The following is a 19097-nucleotide window of genomic DNA, read 5'->3' on the forward strand; positions in this document are numbered from 1 at the left end:
AGGAAACTAATGGATTAAATGCATTAATTGGTTAAAATATCAAGTTTTTTTCTTAGTTTTTCTTCGCTGAAAATCCAGCCGGTGTAGGACGAAATGATATCATAATGTTGATCTAAGTGAACAACGGCTACAAAAGGATAATGTCCGTTGCTTCGATAGCGCAGGTCAATAAAACGAACTTGGAATTGATTGTCGGTCTCTTGCACTTCCCACCGATAAACAGGTGAAAAAGATAAAAAGGCAGAAAGGTTTTTATCTTTTTGAGCAGCAGTTAATGCTGGTGTTATTGGAATAGGAACACGCTCATATTTGTCATAAATTTTAATCTGGTAGTTATGTGCTTTGCCTACATAAAAGAATTCATCTGTCATTACAGCAACTCGCCAATGGTTATACCTCATGGTAGGAGATAAGATAATGGAAGCAGCGTTTGGAACGAGCTCTTTGACTTTATTTTTAACTTTTCGCTGTGCAAAATAGCGGAGAAAATAATAACAAACTAACAAAATGTAAATAGTGGAAAACGTATAACCTGGATCTGAACCGAAAGCCCATAAAAACAAACCAATTACATGAACAGTAAATATAATTGGATCAAACGTATTGATGAATCCTAACGCAATCCATTTGGAAGAAAATGGACGTAAGGCTTGTGTTCCATAAGCATTAAAAATATCGACAAAAACATGTAAAAAAACGGCTAAAAATGTCCACAACCATAAATGTAGGAGATTGGCCACCGGAAAAAAAGGATAGATCACAGCAATGATAACTAATGGCCACAAAATTACGGCTGGAATGCTATGGGTAATCCCTCGGTGATTTCTAATATAGACAGCATTATTTCTTAATTTTAATACGGTATCAATATCGGGAGCCTGTGATCCAGCTAATGTAGCGATCATCACACTAATTGTTGTTGCCTGACTTTCTGCAACAACGGGGTCAAGTGTTGCAAGACCGCCCAATGCTAATCCCATGACTACATGTGTACCAGTGTCCAAAATAACAAACCTCCCTAAAGTTAGTCAGTCGATTGGATAATCATTCTAAAATTTCTAGGAAAAATTACTTTCTTTTTTCTAAAACAAAAGATACACTTTTTAAGTTAGACAGTCGAGATGGATATACCTTTATTTTATTAAATTGGCCAAACATAAATAAAGGTCATTTTTAGAAGAGTGACAAAAAAAGTTAGTTTTAATACATACTTTGTTATTCCCCAATTTTAATAAAATTAATATTATTGGAGGGTGAATGTGGACGGTTTAAATGAAACGCTAAAAAATATAAATATTCAAGGATTTAGGGACGATCTCTTACATTGGTTTACAGCAGAACAACGAAGTTTGCCATGGCGACAGGACCAAGATCCATATAAGGTTTGGGTATCAGAAATCATGCTGCAGCAAACAAAGGTAGATACGGTTATCCCTTATTTTAACCGTTTTATCGAACAGTTTCCTTCAATAGATGCACTCTCAGAAGCAGAAGAAGAAAAGGTGTTAAAGGCATGGGAAGGGCTTGGATATTATTCAAGAGCGAGAAACTTACATACAGCGGTAAAGGAAGTAAAAGAAAAGTATGGAGGAGTTGTGCCAAACACGCCAGATGAAATCGCGACACTTAGAGGAGTAGGACCATATACAGCTGGCGCTATTTTAAGTATTGCATATGGCGTGCCAGAGCCGGCAGTAGATGGAAATGTAATGAGAGTGCTCTCAAGAATCCTCTCTATTTGGGAGGATATTGCAAAACCCAAATCACGCAAAGTGTTTGAGGAAGCGGTAAGGGGGCTTATTTGTCATGAGAACCCTTCTTATTTTAATCAGGCGTTAATGGAATTAGGGGCTTTAATTTGTACACCAACCTCTCCATCTTGCCTAATATGTCCTGTTCGCGACCATTGCCAAGCATTTTATAATGGTACACAAACAGAATTGCCTGTCAAAACAAAAAAGAAAAAGCAAAAATCGTTAAATCTTGCTGCTGTTATTTTAAAAGACAAAGATGGAAGAACGCTTATTCATAAAAGAGCGGAGACTGGTTTATTAGCAAACTTATGGGAATTTCCTAACATGGAAATTGTGCAAACGATTCAAAGTGAAAAAGAACAGCTAAAAGATGAAGTGCTTTCTAAATATGGTGCAAAAATAGAAGTTGGTGACTTAATAACAAGAATTGAGCATGTTTTTACTCATTTAATTTGGAATATCAATGTTTATTTCGGTGAGTTAGTGGAATTGGATGCGGAATCGGATCGTTTGAAAAAGGTGACACAAATGGAAATAGAACGTTATCCTTTTCCGGTGTCCCATCAGAAAATGTTAAAATACTTGCCTGAAACATTAAATAGAAGAGAAGATGCTTAAAAATTTTGCACCTTCTCTCAAAGTTAATCATATTTTATTTTATATCGTGGGTGTAGTCTGCTTCGTTTCGTTGCAAACCGCCGCGATTTTCGATTTCTTTCATAATTTCTTGATGAATGGTTAGTCCTTCTATATTTAAATATGGTGTCATCTGCTGTAAGGAATGATGAAAATAAGCTAATTCACTATTTTTCCACTTTGATTTTTCCAACATGGATAATTCCGTCATATCTCTGACTTCATACATTACAAAAAGCACCCTTTCTTTAGCTAAAATTTCTATACATGCACTATATGTATTGTGTTTATGTAGATTGCGAACTATGCATGGAAAGAGGTAAAATGAACATAAATAGATGGGAAAGGAATAAAAAAATGACACAAAAAGTAGCATTGGTAACAGGAAGCAGCAGAGGGATAGGAAAGGCAATAGCTCTCCGCTTAGCGAAGGATGGCTATGATATTGTAATAAATTATGCAAGAAGTAAAAAAGCCGCTGAAGAAACAGCAAATGAAATTAAAGCATTAGGAAGAAAAGTGCTTTTGGTAAGAGCAAATGTCGGTGATGTTGATAAAATTAAAGAGATGTTTGCAGAAATAAAACAAGAATTTGGCAGGCTAGATGTCTTTGTAAACAACGCGGCATCGGGTGTATTAAGACCAATAATGGATTTAGAAGAATCACATTGGAATTGGACAATGAATATAAATAGTAAAGCATTATTGTTTTGTGCACAAGAAGCAGCAAAGTTAATGGATAGCGGCGGAAAAATCGTCAGCATTAGCTCGTTAGGGGCAATCCGCTACTTAAAAAACTATACAACAGTCGGTGTTAGTAAAGCAGCGGTAGAAGCATTAACACGCTATTTAGCTGTTGAGCTTGCTCAGAAAAATATCGTTGTAAATGCTGTTTCAGGCGGAGCAATTGATACAGATGCTTTAAAGCATTTTCCGAATAGAGAAGAGTTATTAAATGATGCAGCAGAAAAAACACCAGCAGGCAGGATTGTCGAAATTGATGACATAGTAAATACAGCTATGTTTTTAATAAGTGATGACAGTAGTATGATAAGAGGGCAAACGATTATAGTAGATGGCGGTATTTCATTGTTGGTATAAGTATGAAAAAGGGAGGAGAAATTCTCTCTTTTTTTATGTTCATTTTTATCTAATTTTTGCTAATATATTGTCGATAAAAAACATTCGAAATTATCTGTTTTGTGGATTATATTGGAAATTAAATCGTGCGAATAGAACCTTAAATTCTGGGACAAATTAATATTCGTGGAGGTGATAGTAATGGCTAAAAAAGCTGGTGCAACACAAACAGGAACTAACATCCAAGAAGTTAAACAAAAAAACGCACAATCTGCAGGTACTGCTGGAGCTGCTGGAGCTGCAGGTCAATTTGGTACTGAATTTGCTGGCGAAACAAACGCTGCAGAAGTGAAAAAATTAAATCAACAAGCAGAAGCTAAAAAAGCACAAAACTCTAGCAAATAATTGCTGAACAACTAAAGCAAAAGGCACTTTCTTTTCGAGAGAAGTGCCTTTTGTTTTTTTATGAAGGACAAAATCAAGGGAAAAGTAGTCCGAAATGTCCTTGAGAGGGCTTATGAAGGACAAAATCAACGAAAAGCAGCCCGAAATGTCCTTGAAACTGCTTATGAAGGACAAAACTAAGGAAAAGCAGCTAAAAATGTCCTTGATACGGCTTATAAAGGACAAAACTAAAGTAAAATAAGTAAGAAATGTCTATTATGTTCCTTTTTATGGAATTCATTTCATGTTTTAATACGAACGGCATTTATAACATTTCATATTCGACAAAACTTCTTTTCAGTCTACATAACTTGTCAAAGGAATAGGATAAGGGAGAACGAAATACTAATATAGAAATCCATTTAAAAAATATAAATTAGGATGTGTTTTTTTATGGACTTATTTAATGGGTTAGTTGGGGAACAAATGAAAACGATGGATAAACTTTTATATTTACAAGGTGAGTTGGAACGATGTGAAGCATTAGAAATAGAACTTCAATTATTGCAAAAGGAAACCGAATTAAAAGAGGTTCAATCAGTTATTCAGAAAATGAAAAAAGAATTAAAAGACATTCATCAAATATTTGAATCACAGACAGAACAGGTAATTAAGGTGTATCAAGAAAAACAGATGAAATTATCGTCTAGTTAGAGGCTTGTTAATAATTCTTAATCTTTCTTTTTGGCTGTTTTCTCAAATTTTGTTGTTATTTACGTAAAAAAATGGGAGAAGAAGTACTCAGCAGACGGAATAGACGGAATACACGTAGACTCCTGTGGGAATGCGAGAAAGACGAGACCCCACAGGAGCGTATGCGACGAGGAGGCTCGACGCTCGCTAAACGGACGAAGTGTATTCAGGCTGCGCTTTTAAAAGCAACAATCTATACGAAAACAGCTTTCTTTTTTAAACACTTATCGTCTAGTTAATCTTTATTTCGTAGGCCATTGTATAATTTCAATGGTTCTTTTGTTTTAAATTTTCTTCTTAACCGTTATAATATAAATAGAAAAAAGAGGAATTGTTCTTTGTTGCCTTTGTCGGGATAATAATGTTTTTACGTGTAGCAGGTTACAAAGCGTCCGCTAATGAAAGTAGGGGAGAAATATGGTCGTACCTATCGAGGGTGAACCAATTCAAATTCATAGCTACAAACATAATGGGCACATCCATCGAATCTGGGACGAAACAATGATACTTAAAGGGACGCAAAACTTAATAATTGGTGGTAATGATCGAACTATTGTTACAGAAGCCGATGGAAGAACATGGGTAACTCGTGAACCAGCAATTTGTTATTTTCATTCGCAGCATTGGTTTAATGTAATCGGCATGATTAGAGAAGACGGGATTCATTATTACTGTAACCTAAGTTCTCCTTTTATTTATGATGGTGAAGCAATAAAATACATTGATTATGATTTAGACATTAAGATTTTTCCAGATATGACTTTTAATTTGTTAGATGAGGATGAATATGAACGTCATCGTGTCGAAATGAACTATCCCAGTGTAATTGACAACATATTAAAGTCACATGTTAATCAATTGATTGATTGGATTCACCAGCGAAAGGGTCCCTTTGCACCAGATTTTATTGATTTATGGTATGAAAGATTCTTAACGTACAGAGGTTGATATTATTTTGAAAAAAGCTTGTTGATGATTGGACAAGCTTTTTCATTTTGTATGATAGGTAATTAGGTAATAATAATAAAAGGCTGTTTTCTCAAAGTTTGTTGTTTTTTATGTAAAAAAATGAGAGAAGAAGTACTCAGCAGCCTGAATACACGTAGACTCCTGTGGGAATGCGAGAAAGACGAGACCCCACAGAAGCGTATGCGACGAGGAGGCTCGACGCTCGCCCACGGAAAGCGAAGTGTATTCAGGCTGCGCATTTAAAAGCAACAATCTATACGAAAACAGTCTAATAAAATAACTCATTGTTTACAATCGTATCGTGAAAAATGACTAAACGTTTCTTGGATATAATAAACTGAATTACTTTTAAAAAAGGGGAATTGTTATTGAATAGTATAAAGAGGTATTTGCATTTTGTTAAGCCGTATCGAATGCAAATTATTGGAACAATTATTATTGGAATAATAAAATTTGCCATTCCGCTTCTCATCCCGCTGTTATTGAAGTATGTAGTAGACGATATTATTAATAATAACGGGATCAGCAGTGATGAAAAGATCAATCGTTTATTGATAACTATGGGGATTATGACCGTTATCTTTTTAGTATTGAGACCACCTATTGAGTATTATCGCCAATATTTTGCCCAGTGGGTTTCTAATAAGATACTATATGATATTCGTGATCAGCTATTTTCCCATTTGCAAAAATTAAGTCTTAAATATTATTCCAATGCAAGAGCAGGGGAAGTTATATCTCGTGTTATTAATGATGTAGAGCAAACAAAAACCTTTATTTTAACAGGGTTAATGAATTTATGGTTAGATGGGGCAACCATTGTAATTGCTATTGCTATTATGTTTACGTTGAATATTAAGCTTACAATTATTTCGATTATCTTGCTCCCATTTTATGCGCTTTCGGTAAAGTATTTTTTTGGGAATTTACGGGCGTTAACAAGAGAAAGATCGCAAGCTTTAGCTGGTGTTCAAAGTTTTTTGCATGAAAGAGTACAAGGGATCGCTGTTATTAAAAGTTTTGCAAGAGAAGAACATGAGCAGCAAATATTTAGTAAATATAATAATCGTTTTTTAGATAAAGCGATTAATCATACAAAGTGGAATGCAAAAGCATTTGCTGTCGTAAATACAATAACAGATATTGCTCCGCTCATTGTGATTGCATACTCTGGATATCAAGTGATTACTGGGGATTTATCATTAGGTGAGATGATTGCGTTTTTTGCTTATATTGAAAGGTTATACAATCCTTTAAGAAGAATGGTTAATTCTTCAACAACGATAACGCAATCAATTGCCTCCATGGATCGAGTATTTGAATTAATTGATGAAAAATACGATATTCAAGATAGAAGGGATGCAGTTCCGTGTGTGGATGTAAAAGGAGAAATAGTATTTAAACAAGTTGATTTCTCCTATTCTCCAGATGAAGCACTTATTTTAAAGGATGTCTCTTTAAAAATTAACCAAGGGGAAACGGTTGCATTTGTAGGAATGAGTGGCGGGGGGAAATCATCGCTCATCAGTCTTATTCCGCGCTTTTATGATGTAGTAAACGGAAGCATCGAATTGGATCATCAAGATGTTCGTTCTTTTAAAGTTCGGACATTGCGAGATAACATAGGCATGGTATTACAAGAAAATCTTCTTTTCAGTGACAGCGTGAAGGAAAATATTATGATTGGGAATCCTCATGCGACAGATGAACAAGTGGTGGCCGCTGCTAAAGCTGCAAATGCACATGAATTTATTATGGAATTACCAGAAGGCTATGATACAAAAGTAGGGGAAAGAGGAGTGAAGTTAAGTGGCGGCCAAAAGCAGCGGGTAGCGATTGCACGAGTATTTCTAAAAAATCCGCCGATCTTAATTTTAGACGAAGCAACCTCTGCACTAGACTTAGAGAGTGAACAATCGATACAAGAAGCGATTGAAAAGCTGGCAAAGGACCGAACAACCTTAATCGTAGCACATCGCTTATCGACGATCACCCACTCAGACCGCATTGTATTAATGGAACATGGCAGAATTATCGAAGATGGCACACATGAAGAATTGATGGAAAAACGAGGACAGTATTTTAATTTATTTCAAATCCAGCAGCTGGATAATTAGAAAAGCGGAAGCGCCCTTGCTCATCGACAGAAAAAGGTGAGTTCCACAGGATGTGGATCACACAATCGTTGCCACTGGACGTGGCGGTTTTAGATTGTGTACCTTACAGTAGATAAAGGAAACACGAAGAGCGTTAGCGATTCGATGTTGACTTATCGTAGACGAGGTAAGGGAAGCGTTGAAGTCGATAGGGCGCTGGAGCTAGACACTAAACTAAATTGAAAATTTTATACTTTTCTTATCTTTTTAGAAAAGCGGAAGCTCCTTGTTCAGCTATAGTAATTTAAATTGAAAAATTGACACAATGATTTCAAAAATGAAAAAAGTGATTCAAAAATCGTTCAACGGTTTTTGAATCACTTTTTTTGCTTTTTTCTAAAAAAAATGAAACTTATGAATAATCAACACGTATTTACATATGACTTAGAAAAATATGGATGATTATGTCTAAAAGAAAATACTAAGGAGGTAAAAATGCTTAAATTAGTAAATATTCAGAAATCGTATTTTGTTGATAAGGAACCGATTCCTGTTTTAAAAGGAATTAATTTGGAGTTTCAAAAAGGAGAGCTCGTTTCCCTGTTGGGTGAATCGGGGTGTGGGAAGTCTACTCTCTTAAATATTATTACCGGACTTGATGTAACGACAGCTGGAGAAATTTATTTTTATGATCAAAACATCACAAAGTTTAATCAAAATGAATGGGCTCAATACCGAAAAAATAATATTGGGTACATATTTCAAAGCTTTAATCTTGTTCCGCATTTAACGGTGCAAGAAAATGTGGCGCTTGTTATGACGTTAGATGGTCAGTCTAAACAGCAGCGACAGCAGCGAGCAAAAGAACTGCTTGAAATGGTTGGATTAGGGGATAAATTAAATTATGAACCGAACCGATTAAGTGGGGGACAAAAGCAGCGTGTTGCTATTGCGAGAGCTTTAGCGAATGATCCGGATATTATCGTAGCAGATGAACCGACTGGGGCACTTGATTCACAAACGGCGGTTCAAATTATGGAAATACTAAAAGGGTTGGCAGAGCAAGGGAAGTTAATTATTTTAGTTACTCACTCTTTAGAGCTGGCTGAATGGGGAAATCGAATTGTTCGTTTAAAGGATGGAGAAGTTTTATCTAATGAAGTAAAGCAAGAAGTGAAAGAGCAGGAAAGAAGAAGTGATACGAAAAAAGGCGGAAAGCTGAGTCTCTTATCTAGTATGAAGCTTGCGGCACAGAACTTAAAACAGAAAAAGTGGAGGACGCTTTTAACAGCACTTGGGGCATCAATTGGTATTGGTGGCATCGCTTTAATGGTGGGACTTGGAATTGGTGCACAAAACAAAGTAAACAGTGAGCTCGAAAAGCTGACTGATCAAAAAACTGTAGCGATTCAAACAGATCAAAAAAATCCGAAAGTTATTTCAGAAGAAAAGATTCAACACTTAAAAGACAATCCTAATATATCTGATGTTACAGGGGTATATGCTTTTTATGGTGGTGTAACCAATGCAGATCCTGATAAGGGTCCTGTAAATCTCATTCTTTCTGGCTTAAATCCATCTGCACAAAAAGGAGATTTTGAAAAAAATAATATTTTAGAAGGGTCTTACCCGAAAGATGGCGATAAGGGAATATTTATTACGGAAAAGGATGTAGACAACTTATTTGGAAAGGACGCAAAGAATAAAGACATCATTGGCAAGGAAATTAAAATGACGGTTTCTACGCAGCTGGATGGCGTACAGCGCATGTTTAAAACGGTTGATGTTAGTATGCCGGTCATGGGGGTTGTGAAAAATGGATCATTCGGTTTTTCCATTTGCTATATTCCATATGACTTTGCAGAGCAGCTATATAAAGATTCAACAGGCGAAAAAGGAATGCTGCAAGCAAATATAATTGCTAAAAATACACAAGTCGTGGATAAAGTAAAAACTGCTGCTGAAAAAGAAGGTTTAGTTGCTAAAACGAGCAGCGACCAGTTAGATCAAATAAATTCTTATTTTGTGATGATTCAAGCAGCGCTTGGTGCATTTGCTGGTATTTCTCTTATTGTTTCAGCTATTATGATTGCAATCGTTATGTATGTAAGTGTATTAGAAAGAACAAGAGAAATTGGAACAATGAAAGCACTTGGAGCACGTGGAAAAGATATTAGAAGAATTTTTCTATCAGAGGCGGCCGTTATCGGAATTCTAGGTGGATTATTTGGTGTCATTGGCGGCTATTTACTCGGCCTTGCAGGAAATGCTATTCTAGAAGCTGTATTAAAAGAAAATGCCTTCAAAGCATTTGTTGTTCCAGGCTATTTAGCGGCGTTCTGTATTATTTTTAGCACATGCATAAGCATGATTGCCGGATTTATTCCAGCAAGAAGAGCAGCTAAATTAAATGCAGTAGATGCTTTAAGATATGAATAAAGAATTGCGATAGATAATAAATAAGGGAAGCTAAATAGGTCAACAACCTTTTAGCTTCCCTTATTTTATTACGGGGCTACTCTTCTAATTTCACTTCAACTTCATGTTTGTGATGAATCTGTATCGAGGTGATAAGTGTATCAAGATGATCCACGTACTCGTCGTATTCAATTAACGCAGAGATAATTTGCATAGTGTGGTATTGAATATTTTCTTCTTCCTCCAAATTTTCTGTTCTATAATGATTAAGCAACTGCATAAAGAGCTCTTTTCGATTGACAGAAATATCTCCTTCTTCAAAGGTCACATTTGGTTTTACTTTGCCGATAAATTTCAACATCACATGTTCATGATGATGAATTAAACAATCTAGCTGCTGTTGAATAATATTTTGAAATTCTTCTGGCAAAGACAGCAGTTCATTTTCAAATCGATGCAGCTTCTTTAATGTATAATAGGAGCGTTTTAATGTATTGATCATTTGCCGATAAATGACGAGCTTTCTTGCTTTTAATAAAGTGGTCTTTTTAAAATAATTTCGTTCTTCCTTGTACATTAGATAAAGTTGATCTATTTTTATGATGCGATCGGATAATCTGTCAATATCGTTTTTTAATAAATGATGTTCAGATGCATGGCGTATCGTTAATCGAATCCACTTTGTAATTTCTGCACTTATGTCTGAGATGCCATTGTACAGCTTGTTTTCATACTTTGGCGGCAAGAATACAAGGTTAACAACAAAAGCGGAACCTATTCCAACCATAATCGTGGAAAAACGAATGATGGCAAAGGATACAAAGTCATCTGTCGGCGTTTCAGTAAGGGCTATTAAAGTTACAAGCGATAAAATAATGGTTTTTTCCAATTTAAGTTTTAAATTAATCGTAATAACAATGATAGCTGCTAATCCGATAATAAAAACATTGTTTCCGAAGCTTAAAACAAAGATGACGGCAATAATTGCTCCAATAATATTCCCTTGTATTTGTTCAATGATCGATAAATAAGATCGATAAATAGTCGGCTGTATCGCAAATATTGCAGCAATTCCTGCAAATACAGGGGAAGGAGCCTGTAATAATTGTGCCAATAATAAGGCTAAGACAATGGCGATTCCTGTCTTAAGAACGCGCGCCCCTAAAGTCATATATATATAATTCCTTTCTATTCTCAATTTCAATATTATTTGTACTTTCGTTTATCTTTACTTTAAACGAAAATAGAAAATCTAAACAACCAATAATGTACTATACAGTGATTAGTTGTTAACTTCAATAGACAATTTTAAAAAATTTATCTAAATTTCCATTTCTTTTCTGGATGATTTTTAATGCTTTTTTATAAGGTTCCTATTTCTCCTTTATCATCTATTTTCATTGTGTTCTAAAGAATTTTCGACTACGGTTGAGGCGCTCTCTAGGACTAGAATTTTGTTAGTAACTTATCGCCTTTTATAAGAAGTTCATATTCAGTTCATAAAGAAGTTTTATGATGAGTTCAAACAGTTGCAGAAAGGGAGATGGAATAAATTATTAGAGTTAAGCAAAAAGCAATAGCTGCGATAGCAGGCAGACGGCTTTTGCTTGTTCTAAAAGGCTGTTTTCGTAAAGTTTATTGCTTTTAAACTCTCAGCCTGAATACACTTCGCTTTCCGCGGACGAGTGCCGAGCCTCCTCGTCGCTATGCTCCTGTGGGGTCTCGCCTTTCTCGCTTTTTCCGCAGGAGTCTACGTGTATTCCGTCTGCTAGTTCTTCATCTCTAATTTTTTATGTAAAAAAGCAACAAATTTTGAGAAAACGGCCTTCTAAAAAGACCTTTGTATATAATGGTAAGTATTCGTAATGAAAGGGTGTCTTGTATATGGCAAAAATCTTAATTGTCGATGATGACCCGTATATTCGAGAATTGATAAAAATGCTTCTCTTAAAAGAAGGGTTTTCGATATTAGTAGCTTCAGATGGTCTATCCGCCTTAGAGCTTTTAAAGTCGGAAAAAGTAGATCTTATTGTAATGGATATTATGATGCCTAATATGGATGGCTGGGAGCTTTGCCGTGAAATAAGAGCTTATTATTCTCCAGCACTTCCTATATTAATGTTAACTGCCAAAGGGGAAACGGCGCAAAAAGTAAAAGGATTTCAGCTTGGAACGGATGATTATTTGGTTAAACCCTTTGAACCTGCTGAACTTATTGCACGAGTAAAAGCGCTGCTCAAACGTTATCAAATATTAGCATCTAATAAAGTAAACATCGGTAATTTTATGCTGGATCGTTCTACTTTTCAAGTTTTTGATGACAGGGAGGAAATTACCCTGCCTCTTAAGCTGTTTGAACTGCTATTTAAATTTATCGCCCATCCGGGAAAAACTTTTACGAGAGAGCAGTTGATTGAAGATATATGGGGGTATGATTATAACGGAGATGAAAGAACGGTGGATGTGCATATTAAGAGACTGCGTGAACGGTTTCCAGAAGAAGATTATCCGTTTAAAATCACCACAATCCGTGGACTCGGTTATCGATTAGAGGGGAAAGTATGAGAATAAAAGAAATAGGGAAAAAAATCCTTGGTATTGCCATTGTGATAACTGTATTATTTTTATGCTGGTCAGCTGCCTTTCATATGACATCTTGGTTTTTTGGAAGAGTGACGATAACGTTATCGCTCTATACTAAACAAATAATCAATTCTTTTTTAGGTTTTTTCCTTTTTGGCTGCATTATGGTCATCATGTCTTTCGTTGCACATAAGAAAGGGGGCAGAGAAAAATTCTTTATTCCCCTCATAAAAGCGATGGACAAAATGGCGCAGGGGAAATTTAATATTGATCTATCTTCTTATAAGGATTTAGCTCAATCGAAAAATCATGTCCTTTATCAAGTGGTAAAAAGCATTGAAAATACTGCTGAAAAACTAGGGGAAATGGAACAGCTGCGCCAAGAATTCATCTCAAATGTTTCCCATGAAATCCAATCTCCTTTAACATCTATTAGAGGTTTTGCGAATGCTTTGCAAAACAATGAAATTTCCGCTGAAGACAGATTTCATTATTTGCAAATTATTGAAACCGAAAGTGTAAGGCTATCAAAGTTGAGTGATAATTTATTAAAGCTTACCTCTTTAGAATCGGAAAATCCTCCTTTTGAACCGAAAGCATATCGACTGGATCAGCAATTGCGAAGAGTAGTCTTATCTTGTGAACCACTATGGACAGAGAAAAACTTGGAAATGGATATTTCATTGAAACAAATGACGATACAAGCAGATGAAGAGTTAATGGATCAAGTTTGGGTGAATATTATCCATAACAGTATCAAATTCACTCCAATGGCTGGGGAAATCACAATTTTATTAAATGAAAAGGATGGAAAAATAGCCGTAACCATCAAAGATACTGGCATAGGAATTCCTGAAGATGTTCAAATGCATATCTTTGAACGATTCTATAAAGTAGATCCGTCCAGAAATCGTGGAAATGGGGGCAGTGGATTAGGACTTTCCATTGTACAAAAAATTATTGACCTCCATCATGGAGAAATTAAGCTTGTTAGTCAACCTCAAAAAGGTACAGAAATGACCATTATTTTGCCTGAAAAATTGATGTCGGCAAATAAAGATAGGAATTTGCAAGGCAACTAGAGGGCTACAGAAAAAGGACTTCTATCCATTGGCTAAGCCGAAAGACAGAAGTCCTTTTTTGTATTGTTTTTATTTAAAAGATAAGAAAGTGTAAAATTTCGAACCTAGTATAGTGTCTAGCTCCGACGTACAGGATGTACAAGTGCCGGCGTTGCCACAGGCTCGCAGGATGCGAGTCAATCGACGTTGCCACAGGACGTGGCGTACTTAGTCGATTTTCCTCTGTGCGCATTTAGCCGGCCGGCGCCTGCGCTTTTCTTAGTTTTGCTCTTCTGCTAACTCAGCGAATGCTTGATCCACTGCATGGATGGTTGCCTCAATATCTTCTTCTGTATGTGCAATGGTGATAAACCAAGCTTCATATTTAGAAGGAGCCAACATAACCCCTTGTTTTACTAATTTCTTGAAAAATCTTCCGAACATTTCGCCATCTGTATTTTCTGCTTGTTCGTAATTTAAAACTTTCTCTTTCGTGAAGTATACTGTCAGTGCTCCTTTTAATCGGTTTAGTGTGATAGGAAAATTATGTTTGCTTGCAGCTTCCAAAATTCCTTTTTCTAATAAAGCGCCTAATTTATCAAGATGATCATAAACGCCATCTTGTTTTAACACTTCTAAACAGGCAATTCCACATAATATAGAAGCAGGGTTTCCAGCATGAGTCCCAGCTTGATAAGCAGGGCCGATTGGCGCCACTTTATCCATAATTTCTTTTTTGCCACCATATGCTCCAATTGGCAGGCCGCCGCCAATAATTTTTCCGAGAGCAGTTAAGTCAGGTTTTACTCCTAGAAGATCTTGAGCGCCGCCATATGTAAAACGAAATGCGGTTATCACTTCATCATAAATAACAAGTGCCCCTGCTTTATGAGTGAGTTCATTGACACTTTGCAAAAAACCTTCAACAGGCTCTACAATACCAAAGTTTCCAACGATAGGTTCTACTAACACAGCTGCAACCTGATCTCCCCATTTTTCCAAAGCATCTTTATATGCTTCTATATTATTAAATGGAACCGTAATAACATCCTCTGCGATCACTGCTGGAACTCCAGCGGAATCTGGCGTCCCTAGTGTAGAAGGTCCAGAACCTGCTGCCACTAATACAGGATCGGAGTGACCGTGGTAGCAGCCGGCAAATTTGATAACTTTATTTCTGCCTGTATATGCTCGGGCAACACGAATGGTTGTCATAACTGCTTCCGTTCCTGAATTCATAAAGCGTATTTTCTCTAAAGAAGGAATCGCTTCTTGAAGCATTTTTGCAAATTTTACTTCATGAGGTGTTGATGTTCCAAGCAATAGACCAGTTTCAGCAGCTCTTGTAATTGCTTTTGTAATGTGTGGATGAGCATGTCCAGTAATTACTGGTCCGAATGCTGCTAAATAATCGATATACTGATTTCCATCCACATCAAAGAAATACGCTCCTTGACCTCTTTCCATTATAACCGGTGCACCACCGCCAACTGCTTTATAAGAGCGAGAAGGACTGTTAACCCCTCCGACAATAATATTTTCTGCTTCTTCATGCAATCTTTCTGAATTAGTATGCTGCATCATATTCCTCCTAAAACGTATATATTCAAAAGACATCTTTAATAATTTTAGCACTTTTTAGTAGAAGGTAAACGAAATTTCTCTTTCTCTTTGGCTGTTTTCATATAGAATGTTACTTTTAAACTCGCAGCCTGAATACACTTCGCTTTCCGTGGGCGAGCGTCGAGCCTCCTCGTCGCATACGCTCCTGTGGGGTCTCGTCTTTCTCGCATACCCACAGGAGTCTACGTGTATTCAGTCTGCTGAGTACTACTTCTCCCATTTTTTTACGTGAAAAACAACAAACTTTGAGAAAACAGCCTCTCTTTTATTTGTCTCTTTTTGTTCAAAATTTGCATATCTGTTTAAAGAGAAAATACATTCATAATTGCAGAAGACAAGCATACATATTAATACATTCATGAATAGAGGGGGGAGAGACGTGTTTTTTTATTTTTTGTTAGCTTTGATTATATTTTTTATTATGATGAGCTTGCGTACGTTATTTGTCCCTTATCGTTTAAAAGAAAAATGGGTTTCCTTTGAGAATTTTATGTATCTTTTTTTTGTATATATAACCATCATGATTGGCTTTGGATTGATTTATACGTTATTCCAATTAAATGGAATGCAAGTATATAGTGATAGAAGCACAGTTGCTTCTTCGCTTACTTTTTTTCATACATTACAAACAGGCGTTTATTTTAGCGGAGTTACCCTTTTCTCTGTTGGATTCGGTGATTTAATGCCTGTTGGTTTAGGGAGATTAATTGTCGTGATAGAGGCGTTAATCGGCTATACGATTCCAGCTGCTTTTGTAGCAAGAGCTGTGTTGGATATGGAAAATTAATGTTGCATAGAAATCATCATTGTTGAAAATCTCTTTTTGATTCGTTAGTCTTGTAGTAACGAGGAAACGAAAAAGAAAGGATTGAATCAGAAATGACAATAATAATAGGAGAAAAAGCTCCAGATTTTGAGCTGAACGCAAATACAGGAGAAAGTGTTAAGTTATCCGATTTTACAGGGAAGCATGTGGTTCTTTATTTTTATCCGAAAGATATGACGCCAGGATGTACAACAGAGGCTTGTGATTTCCGCGATACTCATGGAGAATTTGAAAATTTAGATGTAGTAATTATCGGAATCAGTCCAGATCCTGTAGAAAAGCATAAAAAGTTTATTGAAAAGCATGGCTTGCCTTTTTTACTTTTAGCAGACGAGGAACATAAAGTGGCAGAGCTTTACGATGTATGGAAATTAAAGAAGAACTTTGGCAAAGAATATATGGGAATTGAAAGATCAACTTTCCTAATTGATAAAGATGGAATATTAGTAAAAGAGTGGCGCAAAGTAAGAGTAGCTGGTCATGTGGAAGAGGTTTTAAAGACGATAAATTAAATTTTAAGTGTTTCAAAAAGGTAACAAATTAGAAGCAAGCCAACGAAGAGATTAGAAGCTTTAGTTTGGTGACTTCTTTAAAGGGCGGCCCAATTTAATGGGAAAAAGGCTTTTGTCCATTCCGATAAACAAGTTGTGAATACATTATATTAGGGCATACCTCCTCATATGTAACATGTTGCAGATCAATACTTAGTATTGATCTGATTTTTTATTTGGGGAAAAGGGGTAAGCGGCTATTTTGAATGTAATGATAATAATAGGCTGCTTATTTTTGTAAAAATAAAGAGTATTAATTCATGAAAAAAATATCATATTATTATGAAAATGGAATAGGATAAACATAACAACAGCACTTTGTGTCAAAAAAGTGACTAAAACGTGATAAAATTGCAATTATATTGACAAAAGTAATATAATGTTAGTACACTATTTATAAAGATTATAAAATAAGAATATTTTTTAGAAATGGGGTGCATGTCTGTGGAACATAATGAGTTAAAAGAGGCTCTTGATAAATTAAAAGAAACAGGAGTGCGCATTACCCCGCAGCGTCATGCGATACTTGAATATTTAATAAGCTCAATGTCACATCCGACTGCCGATGAGATTTATAAAGCATTGGAAGGTAAATTTCCAAATATGAGTGTGGCAACTGTTTATAATAATTTAAGGGTTTTTCGTGAAGTGAATTTAGTGAAAGAATTGACTTATGGTGATTCTTCCAGTCGATTCGATTTTATTACTTCACATCATTACCACATTATCTGTCAAGAATGTGAAAAGATAGTGGATTTCCATTATCCAGGACTTGATGAAATTGAACAGTTTGCCAGCCATGTATCAGGATTTAAGATTAGTCATCATCGTTTGGAGATTTATGGCGTATGTCCTGATTGTGCTAAAAAAGAAGCGCACTAATTGTTGAAAGAGACTACCCGATTAGTTATTTTCCGACACAGCGGATAAATAACTGATGGTACAGGGGAGCCTCTTTTTTTGTGTCTACTAATTGATTATTTGTTTTTGCTTTTTAGATAGTTTGAAATAAGCAAGGAACGAGTAGAGACTTGAAAAATATCTAATAATAGGTAGAACGTTATAATGTTTATTTACGTTGTTTGTATACACAATTTAATTAGTTGGAAGAAGGCATTTTATTTACGCTTAATAACATTTTTATATTCTTTATAGAAAGTTAATAATCGATATGAAGGATTTTGCTCCATTTTGTCGAATTAGTTACGATATGAATAATTACGAAGAGGGAGGAATAATGATGGAAGATATCCTTCGTCCTATATATCAAGAAAGAGCGAGCCAAGCTAATACCTTGGGAGTTTTAATGATAGAAAAAAAGCAAAAAGAAATGACAGTCACCGACACTTTTGACAGTGTTTTGCTTATTATAGTACAACAAGCAAAGCAGCCTGTTTTTGTTAAACATTATACTTATTCGGGAAAAAAAGCAGCTTTACATATTGTGACAGAAAGTCAATTAAAACAATGGATACTGCTGGGAAGCAATAAAAAAATATTCGAATGGATATATAATGGCCGCGTTTTATTTGATCGCAATGAATATGTCGACAAATTAAAAATGGAATTAAAAGAGTTTCCGATTGCTCAGAGAAAGTTGAAGATGGGCGTGGAATTTGCAAAATTGATAAGAAGGTATATGGATGGAAAAGCATTTTTTGAAAATAAACATTATTTAGATGCATATAATGATATTGTTCATTCCTTGCATCATTTAGCGAGACTTGCTGTGATAGAAAATGGTTTTCATCCGGAAGTTACCGTGTGGAGTCAAGTAAAGCAAATAGAACCGGAAATTTATAAACTTTATGTTGAATTAGTTAATAGTGAAGAGACAATTGAAAAAAGGCTGGAACTTTTATTTTTGGCAAGCGAGTTTTTAATCCATTCTAGAACACAGAAAAGCATTCAGCATATAACAGATGTTTTGCTGCAGAAAGAGTACTGGTCGTTTAATGATTTAATTGAAAACGAAGAGCTGTCCATTTACTCAGTAGATTTAGGGATGTTATTTGAATATCTTATTGATAAAAATAAGGTAGAGATAGTGAATGTAGAAACGAAAAGCCCAGGTGTTTTTCATCGTTATTATAAAGTTCCAGAAAAAAATAAATAAAATTTATAAAAAAGTATTGACCGTTATTAAAAAACTTGTTATATTTATATCCGTCGCCAAAACAACACGAAATGTTGAAACAACGACGGAAATTTTTTTTAGAAAAACATGTTGACAATGATGTTAACAGATGTTAATCTAATAGAGTCGCTTCTGAAGCGAACGGATAAATTGCTCTTTGAAAACTGAACAAACAAAACGTCAACAATAAGCGTTTATAACCCTCGTTATAAACGAAACAAGCAAC

Annotated in this window: 17 protein-coding genes; 13 read left to right on the top strand and 4 right to left on the bottom strand. The window is 35.5% G+C overall.

The window, feature by feature from the left end:
• Window positions 1-23 precede the first annotated feature (23 nt).
• Window positions 24-1004 carry a metal-dependent hydrolase gene (locus ACTXGU_RS19075; protein ID WP_443483114.1) on the bottom strand — a complete coding sequence of 327 codons (981 nt, stop codon included), beginning with the start codon at window positions 1002-1004 and terminating at the stop codon, window positions 24-26.
• A gap of 255 nt (window positions 1005-1259) precedes the next feature.
• Between ACTXGU_RS19075 and mutY the strand changes: the two genes are divergently transcribed.
• Complete coding sequence (gene mutY / locus ACTXGU_RS19080) at window positions 1260-2372, top strand: A/G-specific adenine glycosylase (RefSeq protein WP_443483115.1); 1113 nt, start codon at window positions 1260-1262, stop codon at window positions 2370-2372.
• Between the two features lie 34 nt (window positions 2373-2406).
• On the opposite strand, the gene ACTXGU_RS19085 is transcribed toward mutY, so the two are convergent.
• Window positions 2407-2619: a hypothetical protein gene (locus ACTXGU_RS19085; RefSeq protein ID WP_443483116.1), complete on the bottom strand. Its 213-nt coding sequence runs from the start codon at window positions 2617-2619 to the stop codon at window positions 2407-2409.
• 128 nt (window positions 2620-2747) lie between these two features.
• Between ACTXGU_RS19085 and fabL the strand changes: the two genes are divergently transcribed.
• The 6 genes from fabL to ACTXGU_RS19115 all read left to right on the top strand — a co-directional run bounded on the left by fabL (window position 2748) and on the right by ACTXGU_RS19115 (window position 10111).
• Window positions 2748-3491 carry an enoyl-[acyl-carrier-protein] reductase FabL gene (gene fabL, locus ACTXGU_RS19090; protein ID WP_443483133.1) on the top strand — a complete coding sequence of 248 codons (744 nt, stop codon included), beginning with the start codon at window positions 2748-2750 and terminating at the stop codon, window positions 3489-3491.
• A gap of 180 nt (window positions 3492-3671) precedes the next feature.
• Complete coding sequence (locus tag ACTXGU_RS19095) at window positions 3672-3875, top strand: gamma-type small acid-soluble spore protein (protein ID WP_443483117.1); 204 nt, start codon at window positions 3672-3674, stop codon at window positions 3873-3875.
• A gap of 432 nt (window positions 3876-4307) precedes the next feature.
• The gene (locus ACTXGU_RS19100) at window positions 4308-4568 is read left to right on the top strand and encodes a YgaB family protein (RefSeq protein ID WP_443483118.1); all 261 of its coding nucleotides are present in this window, start codon (window positions 4308-4310) and stop codon (window positions 4566-4568) included.
• 456 nt (window positions 4569-5024) lie between these two features.
• Window positions 5025-5555: a nucleoside tri-diphosphate phosphatase gene (gene ntdP / locus ACTXGU_RS19105; protein ID WP_443483119.1), complete on the top strand. Its 531-nt coding sequence runs from the start codon at window positions 5025-5027 to the stop codon at window positions 5553-5555.
• A gap of 389 nt (window positions 5556-5944) precedes the next feature.
• Window positions 5945-7693 carry an ABC transporter ATP-binding protein gene (locus ACTXGU_RS19110; RefSeq protein WP_443483120.1) on the top strand — a complete coding sequence of 583 codons (1749 nt, stop codon included), beginning with the start codon at window positions 5945-5947 and terminating at the stop codon, window positions 7691-7693.
• Window positions 7694-8167: 474 nt separating this feature from the next.
• Window positions 8168-10111 carry an ABC transporter ATP-binding protein/permease gene (locus tag ACTXGU_RS19115; RefSeq protein WP_443483121.1) on the top strand — a complete coding sequence of 648 codons (1944 nt, stop codon included), beginning with the start codon at window positions 8168-8170 and terminating at the stop codon, window positions 10109-10111.
• 76 nt (window positions 10112-10187) lie between these two features.
• On the opposite strand, the gene ACTXGU_RS19120 is transcribed toward ACTXGU_RS19115, so the two are convergent.
• On the bottom strand, window positions 10188-11261 hold the full coding sequence (locus tag ACTXGU_RS19120) for an FUSC family protein (RefSeq protein ID WP_443483122.1): 1074 nt from the start codon (window positions 11259-11261) through the stop codon (window positions 10188-10190).
• A gap of 713 nt (window positions 11262-11974) precedes the next feature.
• Between ACTXGU_RS19120 and ACTXGU_RS19125 the strand changes: the two genes are divergently transcribed.
• Entirely contained in the window at window positions 11975-12655 is a 681-nt protein-coding gene (locus tag ACTXGU_RS19125; RefSeq protein WP_443483123.1) for a response regulator transcription factor, read from the top strand.
• On the top strand, window positions 12652-13755 hold the full coding sequence (locus ACTXGU_RS19130; RefSeq protein WP_443483124.1) for a sensor histidine kinase: 1104 nt from the start codon (window positions 12652-12654) through the stop codon (window positions 13753-13755). Before ACTXGU_RS19125 ends, ACTXGU_RS19130 begins: the two co-directional genes overlap by 4 nt.
• Window positions 13756-14013: 258 nt before the next feature.
• On the opposite strand, the gene ACTXGU_RS19135 is transcribed toward ACTXGU_RS19130, so the two are convergent.
• Window positions 14014-15315 (bottom strand): glutamate-1-semialdehyde 2,1-aminomutase, encoded by a 1302-nt coding sequence (locus ACTXGU_RS19135; RefSeq protein ID WP_443483125.1) that lies wholly within the window; start codon window positions 15313-15315, stop codon window positions 14014-14016.
• A gap of 421 nt (window positions 15316-15736) precedes the next feature.
• Between ACTXGU_RS19135 and ACTXGU_RS19140 the strand changes: the two genes are divergently transcribed.
• The 4 genes from ACTXGU_RS19140 (at window position 15737) to ACTXGU_RS19155 (ending at window position 18850) form a co-directional block, all read left to right on the top strand.
• Window positions 15737-16144, top strand: coding sequence for an ion channel (locus ACTXGU_RS19140; protein ID WP_443483126.1), 408 nt, complete (start codon window positions 15737-15739; stop codon window positions 16142-16144).
• Between the two features lie 92 nt (window positions 16145-16236).
• Window positions 16237-16695 carry a thioredoxin-dependent thiol peroxidase gene (gene bcp / locus ACTXGU_RS19145; RefSeq protein ID WP_443483127.1) on the top strand — a complete coding sequence of 153 codons (459 nt, stop codon included), beginning with the start codon at window positions 16237-16239 and terminating at the stop codon, window positions 16693-16695.
• A gap of 483 nt (window positions 16696-17178) precedes the next feature.
• Complete coding sequence (perR, locus tag ACTXGU_RS19150) at window positions 17179-17616, top strand: peroxide-responsive transcriptional repressor PerR (protein ID WP_443483128.1); 438 nt, start codon at window positions 17179-17181, stop codon at window positions 17614-17616.
• A gap of 358 nt (window positions 17617-17974) precedes the next feature.
• A complete protein-coding gene (locus tag ACTXGU_RS19155; RefSeq protein ID WP_443483134.1) occupies window positions 17975-18850 on the top strand; it encodes a nucleotidyltransferase-like protein in 876 nt (291 codons plus the stop codon).
• The last annotated feature ends 247 nt before the right edge of the window (window positions 18851-19097 follow it).

The organism is Niallia sp. 01092, from assembly GCF_052318935.1.
In the GTDB taxonomy this organism is placed as follows: domain Bacteria; phylum Bacillota; class Bacilli; order Bacillales; family Cytobacillaceae; genus Niallia.

Coding starts and splice junctions, on each gene's coding strand:
- ACTXGU_RS19115 (WP_443483121.1), top strand. CDS start 8,168: ATGCTTAAATTAGTAAATATTCAGAAATCGTATTTTGTTGATAAGGAA.
- ACTXGU_RS19100 (WP_443483118.1), top strand. CDS start 4,308: ATGGACTTATTTAATGGGTTAGTTGGGGAACAAATGAAAACGATGGAT.
- ACTXGU_RS19095 (WP_443483117.1), top strand. CDS start 3,672: ATGGCTAAAAAAGCTGGTGCAACACAAACAGGAACTAACATCCAAGAA.
- ACTXGU_RS19155 (WP_443483134.1), top strand. CDS start 17,975: ATGGAAGATATCCTTCGTCCTATATATCAAGAAAGAGCGAGCCAAGCT.
- ntdP (WP_443483119.1), top strand. CDS start 5,025: ATGGTCGTACCTATCGAGGGTGAACCAATTCAAATTCATAGCTACAAA.
- ACTXGU_RS19120 (WP_443483122.1), bottom strand. CDS start 11,261: ATGACTTTAGGGGCGCGCGTTCTTAAGACAGGAATCGCCATTGTCTTA.
- ACTXGU_RS19135 (WP_443483125.1), bottom strand. CDS start 15,315: ATGCAGCATACTAATTCAGAAAGATTGCATGAAGAAGCAGAAAATATT.
- ACTXGU_RS19085 (WP_443483116.1), bottom strand. CDS start 2,619: ATGTATGAAGTCAGAGATATGACGGAATTATCCATGTTGGAAAAATCA.
- bcp (WP_443483127.1), top strand. CDS start 16,237: ATGACAATAATAATAGGAGAAAAAGCTCCAGATTTTGAGCTGAACGCA.
- ACTXGU_RS19130 (WP_443483124.1), top strand. CDS start 12,652: ATGAGAATAAAAGAAATAGGGAAAAAAATCCTTGGTATTGCCATTGTG.
- fabL (WP_443483133.1), top strand. CDS start 2,748: ATGACACAAAAAGTAGCATTGGTAACAGGAAGCAGCAGAGGGATAGGA.
- ACTXGU_RS19125 (WP_443483123.1), top strand. CDS start 11,975: ATGGCAAAAATCTTAATTGTCGATGATGACCCGTATATTCGAGAATTG.